Source organism: Mesorhizobium loti CJ3sym, from assembly GCF_000472785.1.
Classification (GTDB): Bacteria; Pseudomonadota; Alphaproteobacteria; order Rhizobiales; family Rhizobiaceae; genus Mesorhizobium; species Mesorhizobium loti_E.
This window is the reverse complement of the sequence record NZ_AXAL01000009.1, coordinates 64,113-79,671: the sequence shown is the minus strand read 5'-3', so window position 1 is coordinate 79,671 and position 15,559 is coordinate 64,113. Positions and strand designations below refer to the sequence as shown.

The following is a 15,559-nucleotide window of genomic DNA, read 5'->3' as shown; positions in this document are numbered from 1 at the left end:
TTCGCAACGGTTCCCAGTGTAGTATCAAGCCCTTGCTGCGAAAATACCTGTCCAAGGCGAGGAACTAGGCGGGGAACGGAAGACATGGCATCAATATTAGTACAGACTAATAGAACAGGCTTGACGTCAGGATTTGGCGCCTTGTGGCTGATCTTGGCCGTCGCCGGACCCGTTCTTGCCGAGGATGCCGCCAAACCGGCCCAGGCCAAGGAGGCTCAACCCAAGCCGGCCGACGCCAACCCATGGGCGGTGAACTGCTCCAGCGGCTCGGCGAATTCCGAGCTTCAATGCCAGGTGTCGCAGAACCTGACCGAGGCCAAGACCGGCCAGCGTGTGCTGACCGTGACCGTGCGCCGCGACAGCGGCAATGGCAGCCTGGCCATGCTGCTCGCTCTGCCGCACGGCCTGTTCCTGCCATCCGGCGCCAGCTACCAGGTCGACCAGGGACAGAAGGTCGTCATCGCCATCCAGACCAGCGACCAGAACGGCGCCTATGCCGCCACGCCGCTGTCGCCGGAGCTGGTCAAGGCGATGAAGTCGGGAACCAATCTGAACATCGGCATGGAATCGGTGACCCGCAAGCCGGTCACCATCCCGGTATCGCTGGCCGGCTTCACCGCGGCTGTCGCCAAACTGGAATCGATCAAGTAGGGGTTTCGTCGTTCGGTTGGGTGGACTGCCTGCGTCCACGGATCGGATGTCTCGGCAATCGGCGAGCGCACCATCCGTCACTTCGCCCTCTGCAATCTCGAATGATGCCATGCCCGCAGACCGTCATCAGCGAGCAACTGGCTTGATTGTCGCCCTGTGCAATGCTCCCTTGCCTCTTCGGACATCCGGAGAGCACCATGACAGGCTTTGTCGACCGCCAGCGCGCCGCGCAATTGATGGGCCGCGCCGGCATCGGGGCGCTGGTGCTGTGCGCGCCCGAGGCCTTCCACTATGCGACCGGCGCATGGATCGGCCCGGCCGGCTTGTTCCGGCGTGCCGGCGCCGGCTTCGTCGTCATCCCGGCCCGACAAGACCTGCCGATCGGCGTTGTCGTGGCCGACTTCAACGTGGCGCAGCTGCTGCTAGCCGCGCCGGAAGCGGTGGTGCGGTCGCACCCGATCTGGATCGAATCCGTACCCCTGGAGACAGGCACTCACGGTCTTCTGGCCGAGCGCATCGAGGCCGGCCTTGCCACGCTTGGCCGCGCGCCGGATTTCTCCCGTCCCGCGACCTTCGATCTCGCCGGCGCGGCGCGGCAGTTACAGGCCTTGCTGGAGGAGTTCGGACTGGAGCGTGCAACGCTCGGCGTCGACCTCGACTTTATTCCATCAACCGATTTCGCGGCCATCCAGGCGTTGCTGCCGGATTGCCCTGTCGTCGACGGTTCACCAATTCTGGACAGGTTGCGGACCATCAAGTCGCAACGCGAGATCGATCTGCTGCAGCAAGGTATTTTTCTCTCGGAAGCAGGGCTGGAGCGGCTGCAGGTCGATGCCATGGCCGGCATGCGCCAGGCCGACCTGATCGCGCTCTACCGCAAGGGCGTCACTGAGGCCGCGGCTGGGCTGTCGCATCCGGTCGTGACGGCGGAATATGTGACGCTCGGCGCCCGCGCCAAGGGCGCCGATGCCAGGGCCGTGGCCGGCGATCCGCTGAAATGCGACATGGTCTGCACGGTCGGCAGTTATGCCTCCGACATGTCGCGCAACTTCACCTTCGGAACGCCTTCCGCCGACCAGGCCGAACTGCACGCGATCGCCGAGCGCGCCTTCGATGACGGGCTGGCGGTGCTGATCCCTGGAAACACGCTCGCCCACGTCCACCGCATCACCACCGAGAGCCTCGCGCGACAAGGCCTGCGCTCCTATCGTCGCGGCCATTTCGGCCACAGCGTCGGCCAGTCGGTCTTCTCCGAGCAATGGCCCTTTATTGCGGCCGACAGCGATGTCGTCATCGAAGCGGGCATGGTGCTGGCCTTCGAAATCCCGCTCTACATAGACGGCCTCGCCAGCTTCAATCTGGAAGACCAGTTCCTGATCACAGCGGATGGGCCGGCGGCGATGAACCGGCTGCCGAGACGGCTGGAAAGGATTGCGTAGCAGAGGGACTTCACTCCGGAGACTGGCCGAAGCCCTTCCACCTTCGTCATCCACGGGCGGAGCAGGAGCGAAGCTCCGTCGCGGAGACCCCTGGAGCTGCTCCGCAGCCCAAGGGATCCATGCCGCGACCTTGCCACGGAGTGCGGCGGAGCAGAATTCTGGACCGCTGCGGAGTTGTTAATGTCGCGGCATGGATCCCGGGGTCTGCGCTGCGTCGCTGCGCTCCTTGCTCCGCCCCAGGATGACGAAGGGAAAGGTTTGCCGACGAATGGTCAACCCCCACTCAGCCCCTAACCACTCACAGCCGGCCGCCGATCCCTCCACGGCATCTCCTGCTCCAACTGCGCCGACGCCGCCAGCACCGTCGCCTCGTCACCGTAGCGGCCGACCAGTTGGACGCCGATCGGCACGCCGCCTTTCGACCAGCCGAGCGGCAGCGAGATCGCCGGCTGGCCGGAGATGTTGAAGGGAAAGGCGAACACCGAATCCGCCCATTTGGCGTTGTAGCGGTCGAGGTCGGTCTCAGACATGTCGTAATAGCCGAACGGGCGCGGCAGCTGCGTCAGCGTCGGCGTTATGAAAAGATCATAGGCGTTGAGATCGCCGACAATATCGCGGCCGATCTGCCGGAGCTGCTCGACATCGGCGATGTGCCTGACACCGCTGGTGGCACGGCCGCGCTCGATGATCGCCCAGGTTACCGCCTCGACATCGCCAGATGTCACCGGCCGGCCGATCACCGTTTCAAGATAGTCGAAGGTCGCCGCCGTCTGCACGCAGGTCATGTTGGTGTAGGTTGCCCACACGCCATTGGCATCGAGCGGCATGTCGTGCTCCTCGACATCGTGCCCTAGACGCTCGAGTGCCGCCACCGTCGCCAGCACCGCCGCCTTCACTTCCGGGTCGATGGCGGTGCCGTTGGGCGGCTTGACGGTGAAGCCGATGCGCAGCTTCTTCGGTGCCCGCGCCGACAGGCCGAGCCAGGAGGCATCCGGCACCGGCGGCGTATAAGGGTCGCCCGGGAGCGCACCGGCCACCGCGTCGAGATAGGCCGCGGTGTCGCGTACCGTGCGCGAGCAGCAGAGGAAATAGGCGCCGCCATACCAATAGTCGCCGAACGGCGCGAGGCTGACGCGGCCGCGCGACGGTTTCAGCCCGACAATGCCGCAGCACGAGGCCGGAATGCGGATCGAGCCGGCGCCGTCGCTGGCTTCCGCGATCGGCGCCATGCGCGCGGCGATGGCAGCCGCCGCGCCGCCGCTCGACCCACCCGGCGTGATGCCTTCCTTCCACGGGTTCTTGGTTACGCCATAAAGCTTAGGCTCGGTCGTGATCGACCAGCCATTTTCGGGCGCGTTCGACTTGCCGACCAGCACCAGCCCCGCCGCCTTCATGCGGCGAACGACTTCGGTGTCGAAGTCGGCGACGACATCTTTCAAATAGAACGAAGAATTGGTGTTCGGCGCGCCGGTCCAGGACGAGGCCAGTTCCTTGAGCAGGAACGGCACCCCGGCGAAGGGCGCCGATCTGTCGACCGTCTGCGCTTGCGCCCGCGCCATGTCATAGAGGCGATGGATGACCGCATTCAGCGCCGGATTGAGCCGCTCGACCAGCGTGATCGCCGCCTCGACCAGCTCGGCCGGCGACACCTGGCCGCCGCGCACCAGTGCGGCGAGACCGAGCGCATCGGACTCGGCATAGGTTTTCAACAGACTGTCGGTGACAGCGGCCATGTATTACTCCTTTCACACTATATCGGTGGCTGAGTGACTCACCCTCACCCAGCCTCCGCTTCGCTCGGCTGACCTCTCCCCGAGGGGAGAGGAGATTGTCAGCGCCAGCGCTTCCCTCTTCTCCCCCACGGGGGTCCGAAGGACGGGCGAGGCCCGTGACTCGCCCCGGCACAGATGGCCGCGAAGCGGCCGGACGGGGGGCCGGCGCGGCGTCAGGCCAGCTCGACAGTCCGCCCCAGTTCGATGCTCTGTTCGGCGGCGAGCACGATGCGCAGGCTGTTGACCGCGGCATCCATCTGCTCGGTCAGATCGAGATCCTCGCGGATAGCGCGCAGGAAGAAGGCCTGCTCGCGGTCGCACAGTTCCTGGTGGCCGGGTTCGTCCTCCATGCTGACGATCTCGTCGGGTTTGGAAAAGTTCTTGTCGCCATCGACCGCGGCATAGTGGATCTTCAGCGCATCGGTCTTGGTGTGGCGGTCGATGTCGGCCGAATTGGAAACTTCGGCGTCCGACGCGGTGCTGGCAGCCTGGCCGGCGACGATCGACACCGCGCCCTTGGGCCCGACCACGTCCTTCACGAAATAGGCCGTCTCGCTCATCATCGGCCCCCAGCCGGCCTCGTACCAGCCGACCGAGCCGTCATCGAAAGTGACATGCAGATGGCCGTAATTCTGCTTGTCGGCCTCCGCCCACAATTTGGCGCCGATGCCGTGCACCCGCACCGGCTTGGCGCCGGTCAGCTGGCACATGACGTCGACATAGTGCACGCCGCAATCGACGATCGGGATCAGCGAATCGATCAGGTTCTTGTGCCAGTGCCAGGCGCTGCCGCTGCTCTGCTGGTTGAGGTTGAGCCGCATGACCAGCGGTTTGCCCAGCGTCTTGCCGACCTCGATGAATTTGATCCACGAGGGGTGGACGCGCAGGATGTAGCCGAGCACCAGCTTACGGTTTTTTGCCCGCGCGGCCGCCACGACCTTTTCGGCATCCTCGATGTTGGTGGCGAGCGGCTTTTCCATGAACACATGGCAATTGGCCGCGATCGCCTTCAACGCGTATTCGGCATGCGTGTTCGGCCAGCTGTTGATCGAGACGGCGTCCGGCCTGGTCTCCTTCAGCGCGAGATCAAAGTCCTCGTAGAGTGGATAGGAGGCCAGTTCCGGCGGGATCTTGGTGTTGCTCTTGATCGAGCGGCTCATGATGCCGACGATCTCAAAACCCTCGGAGCGGTGATAGGCGCTGGCATGCGACGCCCCCATATTGCCGAGACCCACCACCAGCACTTTTACCTTTTCGGCCATCTCAGCCTCCCACGCTTTTCTTCAATGGATTGCGGGCGGCAACCCTGTCGCCGCCCGATGTTGCTGTCGGCAATCTACTTGATCGCCGAATCGAACAGATGCGCCTTGATCTTCTCGACATCGAGCGCGGCGAAGCCTTCCGACAGTTTGACGCCGTCGGCATCGGCCTTGACCTTGGCTTTGTCGAAACTGTTGGCGGCCGGGATTAGCTCGTTGCTGCAGACGTCCTCGGCCTTCACCGGATTGGTGATCTGGCCGATCTTGTGGATCTCGTCGAAGAAGCCCTGCCAGCTTGCCATGTCGTGCGAGCCCCAGCCGCCGCGCTTGTCCATGTCGCCACGGAAGACGTTGATCTGTTGCAGGATCGAGGTGGTGCCGAGTTCCGGCCCGAGATTCTTGGCCAGTGTCGGAAACTGCTCGAACACCGCTTCGACCGCCGCGCGCGGATTCTGGTACCCGAATTCCAGGCCCATCGCCCAGCCGCGCAGGTATTTTTCCAAGAACGCCTTCTTGTCGGCATCCTCGAGATCGGCGGCGCGCACCACGAAAGTGTTGGCCGGCAGCTTGGAGTTCTTCACGCCGAGCCAGTATTCGAAATCGAGACCCTTGGCGATCCATTCGGCGCGCAGGCCCTCCCACGCCAGGGCAGCGTCACCCTGGCCGCCGGCAAGTGCTGTGCCCCAGGTCGGCCAGCCGGCTTCGACATACTTGACCTTCTTGATGTCGACGCCTTGCGCGGCCAGCAGCGGATCGGTGATCGACTGCCAGGCGGCGGAGCCGAGCAGGATGGTCTTGCCTTCGAGCTTCTTCAGATCGTTCGAGCCCTCGCCCTTGCGGAAGGCGATGCTGAACGTGTCGCGCGCGCCCATATGGAACACCGACTTCAGCTTCATGCCGTTCTGGATGGCGAAGGAGAACACGCCGGGCGACGGAAAGCCCATATCGGCCTGGCCGACATCGACGAACTTGACCGTCGCGGTGCCGTCCGATGGGCCGGGCTGCATGTCGGTGTCCAGCCCGTCGAAATAGCCGGCCTTCTTGGCTGCCCAGTAGGGATAGTCGTCGAGCACTTCGAGCGTGCCGCGCGGCGAGATCCAGGTGAATTTGCCGTAGGCCTCGGCCCGCGCCTTGAGGCCGGTGGCGCCAAGCGCCGTTGCCGTCACCAGTCCCGCGCCGGTGACCTGCAGGAAGTAACGGCGGCTGATACCCGCCTGGCGGATCGAATCGTCTTTGGTCATCGCTTTCCCCTTTTTGTTTGACGTCAGTCTGTTGGCGCCCGCCTCCCGGGCGTTGTTTTCACCCTTGTCTTCAAGCCTCCCAGCTCGCCCACTTCTTGCCGATGAGGAAGAACAGCACGTAGATCAGGATGCCGAGCGTCGACAGGATCAGCACCACGGCGAAGAATTGCGGCATCTGGATCATCGACGAATAGGTAGTCAGCCGGTTGCCTAGGCCGAAGCCGCCGCCGACCATTTCGGCGCCGACCGCCGTCAGCAGCCCGAAAATGGCGCCGATCATCAGCCCGACCAGAATCATCGGCAGCGCCATCGGCGCACGGATCTTCCAGAAGATCTGCAAGGTGCTGGCGCCATAGGACCGCGCCAGCGCGATCTTGGCGCTGTCGACGCGGCGAAAGCCGGTGGCGGCGTTGATCATCACCATCGGCCCGGCGGCTAGCGCCACGGCAATGATGCGCGGCGTGTAGCCGAAGCCGAAGCGCAGGATAAGCAACGGCACCAGCGCCAGCATCGGCGTGGTCACCAGCAGCAGGATGTACGGAGCGACGATCTTCTCGGCGAAGGGAAACTGGGTGATTACGGCGGCCAGCACCAGCCCGACGGCGGCGCCGATGGCAAAGCCGGACACCAGCTCGACCAGCGTGTAGCCGAGATGCGGCGCGATCAGCGGGAACTCGTCGAACAGCGCATAGGCGATCGAGCTCGGCGGCGGCATGATGTAGAGCGGCACATGGAACAGCCGCAGCGCTAGTTCGATGCCGCCGATGATGATCACGGCAACAGCGATGATGGCGGCCACTTCCTTGCCCGACTTGATGCCGGGGCCGCTGGCGAAGGCCGAGAGATTGGTCAGGCTGACATCCTTGCCGTCACCTGACTTGGCACCCGATTTGGATTTGGAAAATTCCGGGATGGCGTCGCTCACGGCCTGATCCTCACGATCTCGGCGCTGGTGCGCTCCGCCGGCTTCGGCCTGGTGCGCTCGCCGACAATGTCCATCTTGATCCGGTTGGTGAGGTCGAAGACCTCCTTGGTCGCCATGATCTCCAGCGAGCGCGGCCGTGGAAACGGCACGCGATATTCCTTGGCGACCCGGCCCGGCCGCGCGCTCAGCACCACCACGCGGTCCGAGAGAAAGATCGCTTCCTCGATCGAGTGGGTGATGAAGACGATGGTGGTCTTGGTGTCGAGCCAGATCTCCTCGACCAGCCGGTTCATCTCTTCACGCGTAAAACTGTCGAGCGCGCCGAACGGCTCGTCCATCAGCAGCACCGATGGTTTCAGCGCCAGCGCCCGTACGATCGCCGCGCGCTGCTGCATGCCACCCGACAGCTCGCGCGGAAACTTGCCGCCGAAACCGTCGAGGCCGACGCGGTTCAAGAGATGCGCGATCCAGGCGCGATCCGGCTTCTCGCCCTTGATCTCGAAGGGAAAGCGGATGTTGGCGTCAAGATTGCGCCACGGCAAAAGGTTGGCTTCCTGGAAGACGATGCCGATATCGGGATGCGGGCCGGTGATCTTGATACCGTCGAGCCGGATCTCGCCGCCGGTCAGGCTGTGCAGGCCCGACATCGACCACAACAGCGTGGTCTTGCCGCAACCGGACGGGCCGACGATCGAGACGATTTCATTGGCCCGGACATCGAGACTGCAGCGGTCCAGCGCCAAGAGGTCGCCGGACGCCGTGTGATAGACCTTGGTCGCTGCCTGAACGCCAAGCTTCGGCGTTGTTATCTCGCCCGCGTTCATCCGCCCCTCGGAGATTGCGTGATGATCCCGTAGCTCATCCCTAGCCAAAAGTCAGTCTGTAACTATCCTACTTTGCTGTCAAGCATCGGCGATGGTACCAGTATCAGCAAATTTCTTGGCCGCTAGTATCATATTGTTTCCAAAGCGATTTCTCTGCCTTGAAAGTCTTGTTGCTTTCCTACATACTCCGACCAAGAGGCGTCGGCATGCCCTTACGGCACGCTGCGGTTGCAGCATTCCCAGGCGCATGGAACGACAGCGTGCAAGCATGATAAGAGGTCAGGTCGAAAAAGGTGCAGGGAAGACCGACTTCATGACCGAAGCTGACAGCAGGGAAGGCAGCGCCTTGAGTGGAGACATGGAAGGGCGAGACGTCAGGCGCATCCCCGACATCATCTCGCTGGTCAAGGATTCCTACGCCGAATTGCGACCGGCCGAGCGCCGCGTTGCCGATGTCGTGCTCGACGATGTCAAATACGCCGTCGATGCCTCCAATGCGGCGATTGCCGAGCGCGCCGGGGTGAGCGAGCCAACGGTGACCCGTTTCTGCCGCGCCATCGGCTGCGAGGGCGTGCGCGACTTCAAGCTGAAGCTGGCGCAGAGCCTCGTCGTCGGCGCGCTCTATCTGGCCAAGTCGCCAACCGTCAGCAACGACAATGGCATGCCGTTCTGGAACGCCGTCTTCGGCGAAGCGCGCCGGGCGTTGCAGGAGGCCGAGCGGCAAATCGATCCGGGTGAGCTGCAGAAGGCCGCCGAACTGATCGCCAAGGCGCGCCAGGTCACCGTCTTCGGCCTCGGCGGCAGTTCCTCGGCGCTGGCGCAGGAGACCCAGTACCGGCTGTTTCGCTACGGCATCACGGTCAGCGCCCAGTGCGACCCCTATCTGATGCGCATGACCGCCTCGACCTTGAAGCCCGGCGACCTGGTGATCGCCATTTCGGCCACGGGGCGCACGCGCGAAGTGATCGAGGCTGTCGAGCTCGCAAAACACTACCGCGCCAACGCCATCGCCGTGACCGCACCCGACACCGACCTGGCGCGCGCCTGCGACGTCAGGCTGACGGTGGCGGTATCAGAATATCCCGACACGCTCAAGCCGACGGCCTCGCGCTATGCCTTCCTGGCCGCGATCGACCTGCTGGCCGTGGCCTCCGCCTACAAGCTCGACGGCTCAGCCCGCGAGACGGTCCGCCGCATCAAATACAACGCCCAGATCCACCGCACCGGCAAGGAGATGGAGCCGCTCGGCGATTAGGGCGCTTTTCCTTCTCCCCTTGTGGGAGAAGGTGGATCGGCGCGCAGCGCGGAGACGGTTGAGGGGTGGGTGACGGAGCGCCGTCGGCGCCAAGCTGGAGCACCCCTCATCCGACCGAGCTTTCGCTCGGCCACCTTCTCCCACAAGGGGAGAAGGAAAGACCGGATCGCGCAACGCGAAGCAAAGAGGGAAAGAATGCTCGACATCGCACCAACGAAACAGGCCGCCGCATGGCTCGACTCCCTTGCCCAGGCGCTGGCAGCCGGCGACGTGGCGGACGCGACCAACCTGTTCGTCGACGACTGCTACTGGCGCGATCTTCTGACCTTCACCTGGAACGTCACCACCATGGAAGGCCGCGAAGCCATCGCCGACATGCTCAAATCAACGCTGGCGACAACCAAGCCCGGCGCATGGCGGCTCACCGGCGAAGCGACCTCGGACGAAGGCACGATCGAAGCCTGGTTCACATTCGAAACGGCGGTCGCCAAGGGCGAAGGCATCATGAGCCTGCGTGATGGCCGCTGCCGCACCCTGTTCACGGCGATGACCGACCTCAAGGGGTTCGAGGAGCGCAAGGGCGCGGAACGACCGCTGGGCGTGCGCCACAAGGCCGACCCCGAGCGCGAGACCTGGTCGGAAGCACGGGCACGCGAAACGCGCGATCTCGGCGCCTCGGAACAACCCTATTGCCTGGTTATCGGTGGCGGCCAGGGCGGCATCATGCTGGGCGCGCGTCTGAGGCAGCTCGGCGTGCCGACCATCGTCATCGAGAAGAATGCGCGCCCGGGCGATTCCTGGCGCAACCGCTACCGCACGCTCGTGCTGCACGATCCGGTCTGGTACGACCATCTGCCCTACATTCCGTTCCCGGAAAACTGGCCCGTGTTCACGCCCAAGGACAAGATGGGCGACTGGCTGGAAATGTACACGCGCGTCATGGAGCTCAATTACTGGGTCGCCACCAAGTGCCTCAGCGCTTCCTATGACGAGGCCGCGAAAGAGTGGACCGTGGTCGTCGACCGTGTCGGTCGGCAGATCACGCTGAAGCCCAAGCACATCGTCTTCGCCACCGGCGCCTATGGCCCGCCGCGAAAGATCGACCTGGCGGGCGCGGACCAGTTCAACGGCGAGTTGCTGCATTCCAGCCAGTATGCCAGCGGCGACAAATTCCGCGGCAAGAAGGTTGCCGTGATCGGCGCGGCCAGTTCGGGGCATGATGTCTGCGTCGACCTCTGGGAAAGCGGCGCCGATGTCACCATGGTCCAGCGCTCGCCGACCACCGTGGTCAAGTCCAGCACGCTGATGGAAGTCGGCTTCGAGATCTTTTCGGAGAACGCGCTGGCGCGCGGCATCACCACCGAGAAGGCCGACATGATCGTCGCCTCGACGCCGTTCGCGCTGGTGCCCAAGGGTCAGCGCGCGCTCTACGAGGTGATCAAGGCGCGCGACGCGGCCTTCTACGATCGCTTGCGCGCCTCGGGCTTTGCCATCGACTTCGGCGACGACGACACCGGCCTGCTGATGAAGGCCTACCGCACCGGCTCCGGCTACTACATCGATGTCGGCGCCTCGGATCTGATCATCGACGGCAAGATCGGCATCCGCAGCGGCGTCGCGATCAAGTCGTTGACGCCGAAGGGCATCCTGTTCGAGGACGGCAGCGAAATCGAGGCCGACGCCATCATCGCCTGCACCGGCTACCAGTCGATGAACGAGAATGTCGCCGCGCTCGTCTCACGCGAGGTCGCCGACAAGGTCGGCCCCTGCTGGGGCCTCGGCTCGGGCGTCAAGGGCGACCCCGGCCCCTGGCAAGGCGAGCTGCGCAACATGTGGAGACCGACCGCGCAGGAAGCGCTGTGGTTTCACGGTGGCAATCTGGCACTGTCGCGGTTTTATTCGAAATATGTCGCGCTGCAGATCAAGGCGCGGATGGAGGGTATTGAGACGCCTGTTTACGGGCAGCCGAGCAATTCAGGTCGGTGAAACTGCCGATCTCCCCCCACGAGGGGGGAGATTGCTGATCACTCATGCCGACGTCCGAAATGCCGGGCCGCCACCTCGACATGGGTATGAGCGGCATGCGCCTCGAAGCGTTCGGTCTCGCTGACATCATTGACCGCCTCGTTCGGCCACCAGGTGCCGCCAACAACAATCCCTTCCGAGACCAGCCGCTGGTCGGCGACCAGCGACGTGCCGACCGCGTCGACAAAGGTGAAACGGCCCGACCGCTGCCGAAGCACCGCGACGTCGCCGACGGTGCCAACCGCCAGCGTGCCGAGGTCCGGCCGTGCGATCGCCCGTGCCGGCGCTTGCGTTGCCGCGCGCAGAACCTCGACCAGCGGCATGCCGAGCGCCATCAGCTTCGACATGCAGACCAGAATGTCGAAGGCCGGTCCGTCGACGCAGTAGAGATGCACGTCGCTCGAGATCACGTCCGGCATCAGGCCCTCGGCCAGCATCGCACGCGCCACCTCGAAATCGAACGAGCCCATGCCGTGGCCGAGGTCGAAGATGACGCCACGCTCGCGCGCCAGCCGCATGTCGGGCCGCACCGCGCCTGAGGCAAACACCGGCGCGTTGGGGAATGGCCGGAAGCAGTGCGTAAGAATATCGCCCTTGCGCAGGCGCGGCAGCACTTCCGAACGGCCGGGCGGCGGCTCGTCAACATGCGCCATCAGCGGCAGGCCGGCCTTGTCGGCGGCCTCCAGCGCCAGATCAACCGGCGCAATGCCGCTGGTGCCGCCGGCATGCTTGCCGGAACGGACTTTGACGCCGACGACGACATCGGCGTGCTCGCGCGCGGCGGCAACAACCTCGCGCGGTTCGCACAGGTTGAGATCGCTGCATTCGCCGACCGAAACCGTCTGCGAGAAGCCGAAAATGCCGGCAAAGGAAATGTTGACATAGGCCAGGATACGGACCTTCGAGCGCTCCATGACGTGGCGGCGGAAGCCGAGGAAATTGCCGGCCCCCGCACTGCCCGCATCGATGAAGGTGGTGGTGCCGCTCTTGGCCGCCAGCCGGTCGGCATCGACGCCGAGCGAAGTGCCGCCCCAGTAGACGTGGCTGTGCAGGTCGACGAGACCGGGCGCAACGATGCAGCCCGTCGTGTCGACGACCTGATTGGCGCGCTCCGCCGGGATGTCGGCCTCGACCGCGGCGACACGGCCATTTGCAATGGCGACATCGCGCAACGCATCGATGCCCGACCTCGGATCGATCAGCCGTCCGCCCTTCAGCAGGAGGTCAAATTGCATGGGGGGAACCTCCGCTTTGCTGTGTCTCTTAGACCGGCCTGTAAGCGACCGCTTCGACTTCGATCTTGATGTCGATCATCAGCCGCGATTCGACCGTCGTGCGGGCCGGCGGATTCTTCGGAAAATGCCTGGCATAGACGGCGTTGAAGGCGCCGAAATCGCGCGCGTCCTCCAGCCAGACGGTGGTCTTCACCACATCGTCCAGGGTGCAGCCGGCGAGCGCCAGCGCCGCCTTCACATTGGTAAGCACCTGCTCGGTCTGTTCCGTAATGCCGCCCTTGACCACGATGCCGTCGCTGCCGACCGGAACCTGGCCGGAGATATAGACGAAGTCGCCGGCGCGCACGGCGGGCGACAGCGGCACATGCGACGTTCCAAAAGTCTGCTTGGGCAAGGGATGATCTCCTCTGATGACGTGGCCAGGCGCTGTGGCCGCGCCCGCTTCGGTCAAGATTTACCGCGATAGCGGCGATCCCGATAGGGCCCTTGTTGGAAAGCAACATTCTTCGAAATCCGTGTTGCTTTATTACAAGAGCGCTTGCATCGTGCGCCCTTGCCGGACGGCCTTGCGGCCGCGCCGGGCCGACGCCATTGCAAGACCGGAGAACCCGAGAATGACCTTCGACAAGAACCCGTTTCCATCAGGCGACGCGGACCGCCACGCGCTATGGGAGATGCTGGTGCGGCGCGACATCGACGCCTTCATCGGCCAGGACTGGTCCATGGTCGAGAATGATTTCATCGCCGAAAGCTTCTTCGGCATGCACGCGCATTTCCTGCCCAATGCCGACGCCTGGCGGCTGCAATTCCCCAGGCTGGAAATCTATCGCGACGAATGGCTGCGCCAGGCCAAGGAGACGGCGGCGACCAAATTCGCCGAGCCGCTGCGCGAGGCGATTTTCCGCGTCACCAATCTGCGCGACATCGATGTCGACGGCGACCGCGCCGTGCTGCACAAGAAATTCGACGGCAGCATCGCCAAGGCCGACGGCAGCACCGACCGGCTGAAATGGCAAACGCTGTATTTCTGCAGGAAGGTCGCCGGCAGCTGGAAGATCGCTGGCTTCGTCGGCTACATGCCTTATCCGCTGGGAGCCTAGACCCCGGGACCCGGCCCAACCAGCACCGCCGCCCGGTAGGCCGGGTTGCCATACCACGCCATGCGGTCCAACTCCGCCGCCATCACCGGAAGGTCGACGACATCAGTCTTCTGTTCGAGCCGGTCGGGCTCGATCCACGGGTCGTTGAGGAAATAGATGCCGCCGCCATGGCCGTGGACGAGCACCCAGTGCGGGCAGGTGTAGCCCATCATCGGCGCCTGATCGATCAGCACCAGCACCAGCAAGCCACGATCGAGCGCCGCTCCGATCTCCTCGATGGCAAAGGGGCGCGGCTCGGTCGGCAGGGACGCGGCTTCAACGTCGCGCTTGAAACCGGCCTGGACAAAGGTCATCAGGCCGCGCCTTTCCTCCGAGGGGGCACGGTCGAGGAAGATCGGCTCAGTGCTGCTCATGAACACTTCGACGCGCAGCCCGCGCCGGTGCGCCGCCAGCGCCAGGCCGTAGGGGTCGCAGCCGCCCGGGCCGCTCGGGCCGATGATCGTGGTCGCCTCGCGCCAGAGTTCGACTTCGAGCGCCCAGTCCGGCAGCAAGGCCGGATCGAGACCGGCCATGGCCATGGCGAGCGCAGACGGCCCGCAGGTGAAGCCCGCCGTCTGCGGCCAGGAGGGTGGTATCAGCTCCTGCCGGCGGTACGGTTCGATGCCGATCCAGCGTTGCAGGAAACCGTCCCGGCGCTCCCACTGGCCGCCGATACGCAGCTCCGTCGCCTCATCGGCGCGCAGGCACAGCACATCTTGCCCGTACGCCTCCTTCTCCAGCGTCTCCAGCAGGCGCGGGCCGTCAGTCGCAACGAAGCTGGTGGCGGACCAGAACAGAGCGATGCGCATCATCGCTGCCGCCGGCCGGCGCTGGCCGACCACGATCGCCTCCGGGCGGCCATCGCTGTATTGCGCCACGCCGCTGACGCCGGCGATCTTCTGCAGCGCCGCCAGGCCATCGCCGATCTCCGCCGGCACCGCCGCCGTAAGGCCTGCCCAGACGGCTGCGTCTTCGGCTGTGAAGACTGTCAGACTGGCCCTGCTGGTCAGCAGCGAAGCTGGCATGGGGTCATCTCCGTTCAAACCAAGACCGGCCGGGCGTCCGGCAACGTCATGATTTAGCGGCAGCAGGCCTTAACGATCAGTAGATCGTGACGAAGGCCGGAAACAGCAGGCCCGTCTCCCGGAAATACTCGACCAGCTCGATGGCCGGGAAGATGGCGAGGAAATAGAGCCCGTCAAAAAAAGTACGCTTGAGCGCGCGTGTCGAGAACTCCATCTGGTCACCGTCACGGTAGATTAGCGGGTTTGGCCAAAAACGCGGCGTTCTCTTGGTGTAGGCCAGATACGCCGGGCCGAACTTGCCAAGCAGGTATGCGGCCTCCTTGCGCGCGGTGACGCGGAAGATCAGGAAGCTGGCGAGGCCTAGCGCCAAAGCCGCCAGCACCGAGCCGTAGAGCAAACCGATGCCGACCGCGCCGACCGTAGAGAAGAAATAGAGCGGGTTCTGGCTCATCGAGAACGGTCCCGACGAAACCAGTTCCTCGTTCTTCTTGCCGCCGACGTAGAGAATGCTCCACAGCCGCCCGGCGACGCAGGCGAGCACAAGGCAGAAGCCGAAGAATTCCAGCATTTCGTGCCCGTTCGAACCCTCGCTAAGCGCCGGCTTGGTGAGAAACAGCAGCAGCACCGCCAGCACCGCCGCCACCCGCACGAAGATCAGCCGCTTGCGCTGCACGAAGGCCTGTGAAACCGGCTTGAGGGACGCATAGGTCATTCGTGTTTCCTGGGGCACTCTTCGCGAGTTCGGCACTGGGGCGCGCGATTGATGGCG

14 protein-coding genes are annotated in these 15,559 nt (G+C 64.4%); 5 read left to right on the top strand and 9 right to left on the bottom strand.

Annotation, left to right across the window (positions count from 1 at the left end):
- The first annotated feature begins 141 nt into the window (after positions 1-141).
- Both A3A9_RS0113800 and A3A9_RS0113795 read left to right on the top strand, forming a co-directional pair.
- Complete coding sequence (locus tag A3A9_RS0113800; RefSeq protein WP_245279031.1) at positions 142-651, top strand: invasion associated locus B family protein; 510 nt, start codon at positions 142-144, stop codon at positions 649-651.
- Between the two features lie 197 nt (positions 652-848).
- Positions 849-2,090 carry a M24 family metallopeptidase gene (locus tag A3A9_RS0113795; protein WP_027059306.1) on the top strand — a complete coding sequence of 414 codons (1,242 nt, stop codon included), beginning with the start codon at positions 849-851 and terminating at the stop codon, positions 2,088-2,090.
- Positions 2,091-2,380: 290 nt separating this feature from the next.
- Here the strand turns inward: A3A9_RS0113795 and A3A9_RS0113790 are convergent, their stop codons facing one another.
- The 5 genes from A3A9_RS0113790 to A3A9_RS0113770 form a co-directional block, all read right to left on the bottom strand.
- Positions 2,381-3,823 carry an amidase gene (locus A3A9_RS0113790; protein ID WP_027059305.1) on the bottom strand — a complete coding sequence of 481 codons (1,443 nt, stop codon included), beginning with the start codon at positions 3,821-3,823 and terminating at the stop codon, positions 2,381-2,383.
- Positions 3,824-4,035: 212 nt separating this feature from the next.
- A complete protein-coding gene (locus tag A3A9_RS0113785) occupies positions 4,036-5,124 on the bottom strand; it encodes a Gfo/Idh/MocA family protein (RefSeq protein WP_027059304.1) in 1,089 nt (362 codons plus the stop codon).
- 74 nt (positions 5,125-5,198) lie between these two features.
- Positions 5,199-6,362 carry an ABC transporter substrate-binding protein gene (locus tag A3A9_RS0113780; RefSeq protein WP_027059303.1) on the bottom strand — a complete coding sequence of 388 codons (1,164 nt, stop codon included), beginning with the start codon at positions 6,360-6,362 and terminating at the stop codon, positions 5,199-5,201.
- A 70-nt stretch (positions 6,363-6,432) separates the two neighbouring features.
- Complete coding sequence (locus A3A9_RS0113775) at positions 6,433-7,287, bottom strand: ABC transporter permease (RefSeq protein ID WP_027059302.1); 855 nt, start codon at positions 7,285-7,287, stop codon at positions 6,433-6,435.
- Positions 7,284-8,111: an ABC transporter ATP-binding protein gene (locus tag A3A9_RS0113770; RefSeq protein WP_027059301.1), complete on the bottom strand. Its 828-nt coding sequence runs from the start codon at positions 8,109-8,111 to the stop codon at positions 7,284-7,286. Before A3A9_RS0113770 ends, A3A9_RS0113775 begins: the two co-directional genes overlap by 4 nt.
- Before the next feature lie 313 nt (positions 8,112-8,424).
- Here A3A9_RS0113770 and A3A9_RS0113765 point away from each other — a divergent pair, with 313 nt between their 5' ends.
- Complete coding sequence (locus A3A9_RS0113765; RefSeq protein WP_027059300.1) at positions 8,425-9,366, top strand: MurR/RpiR family transcriptional regulator; 942 nt, start codon at positions 8,425-8,427, stop codon at positions 9,364-9,366.
- A gap of 195 nt (positions 9,367-9,561) precedes the next feature.
- Positions 9,562-11,352, top strand: a complete 1,791-nt coding sequence (locus A3A9_RS0113760; RefSeq protein ID WP_027059299.1) for an NAD(P)/FAD-dependent oxidoreductase — start codon at positions 9,562-9,564, stop codon at positions 11,350-11,352.
- Between the two features lie 38 nt (positions 11,353-11,390).
- Here A3A9_RS0113760 and A3A9_RS0113755 read toward each other — a convergent pair whose 3' ends face one another.
- Together A3A9_RS0113755 and A3A9_RS0113750 are read right to left on the bottom strand one after the other, a co-directional pair.
- Complete coding sequence (locus A3A9_RS0113755) at positions 11,391-12,626, bottom strand: amidohydrolase/deacetylase family metallohydrolase (protein WP_027059298.1); 1,236 nt, start codon at positions 12,624-12,626, stop codon at positions 11,391-11,393.
- 28 nt (positions 12,627-12,654) lie between these two features.
- Positions 12,655-13,020 (bottom strand): RidA family protein, encoded by a 366-nt coding sequence (locus A3A9_RS0113750; protein WP_027059297.1) that lies wholly within the window; start codon positions 13,018-13,020, stop codon positions 12,655-12,657.
- 220 nt (positions 13,021-13,240) lie between these two features.
- Between A3A9_RS0113750 and A3A9_RS0113745 the strand changes: the two genes are divergently transcribed.
- On the top strand, positions 13,241-13,726 hold the full coding sequence (locus tag A3A9_RS0113745; protein ID WP_027059296.1) for a hypothetical protein: 486 nt from the start codon (positions 13,241-13,243) through the stop codon (positions 13,724-13,726).
- On the opposite strand, the gene A3A9_RS0113740 is transcribed toward A3A9_RS0113745, so the two are convergent.
- Together A3A9_RS0113740 and A3A9_RS0113735 are read right to left on the bottom strand one after the other, a co-directional pair.
- Complete coding sequence (locus A3A9_RS0113740) at positions 13,723-14,790, bottom strand: peptidase C39 family protein (RefSeq protein ID WP_027059295.1); 1,068 nt, start codon at positions 14,788-14,790, stop codon at positions 13,723-13,725. The genes A3A9_RS0113745 and A3A9_RS0113740 overlap by 4 nt on opposite strands.
- 76 nt (positions 14,791-14,866) lie before the next feature.
- Positions 14,867-15,502 carry a methyltransferase family protein gene (locus tag A3A9_RS0113735; protein ID WP_027059294.1) on the bottom strand — a complete coding sequence of 212 codons (636 nt, stop codon included), beginning with the start codon at positions 15,500-15,502 and terminating at the stop codon, positions 14,867-14,869.
- Positions 15,503-15,559 lie beyond the last annotated feature (57 nt).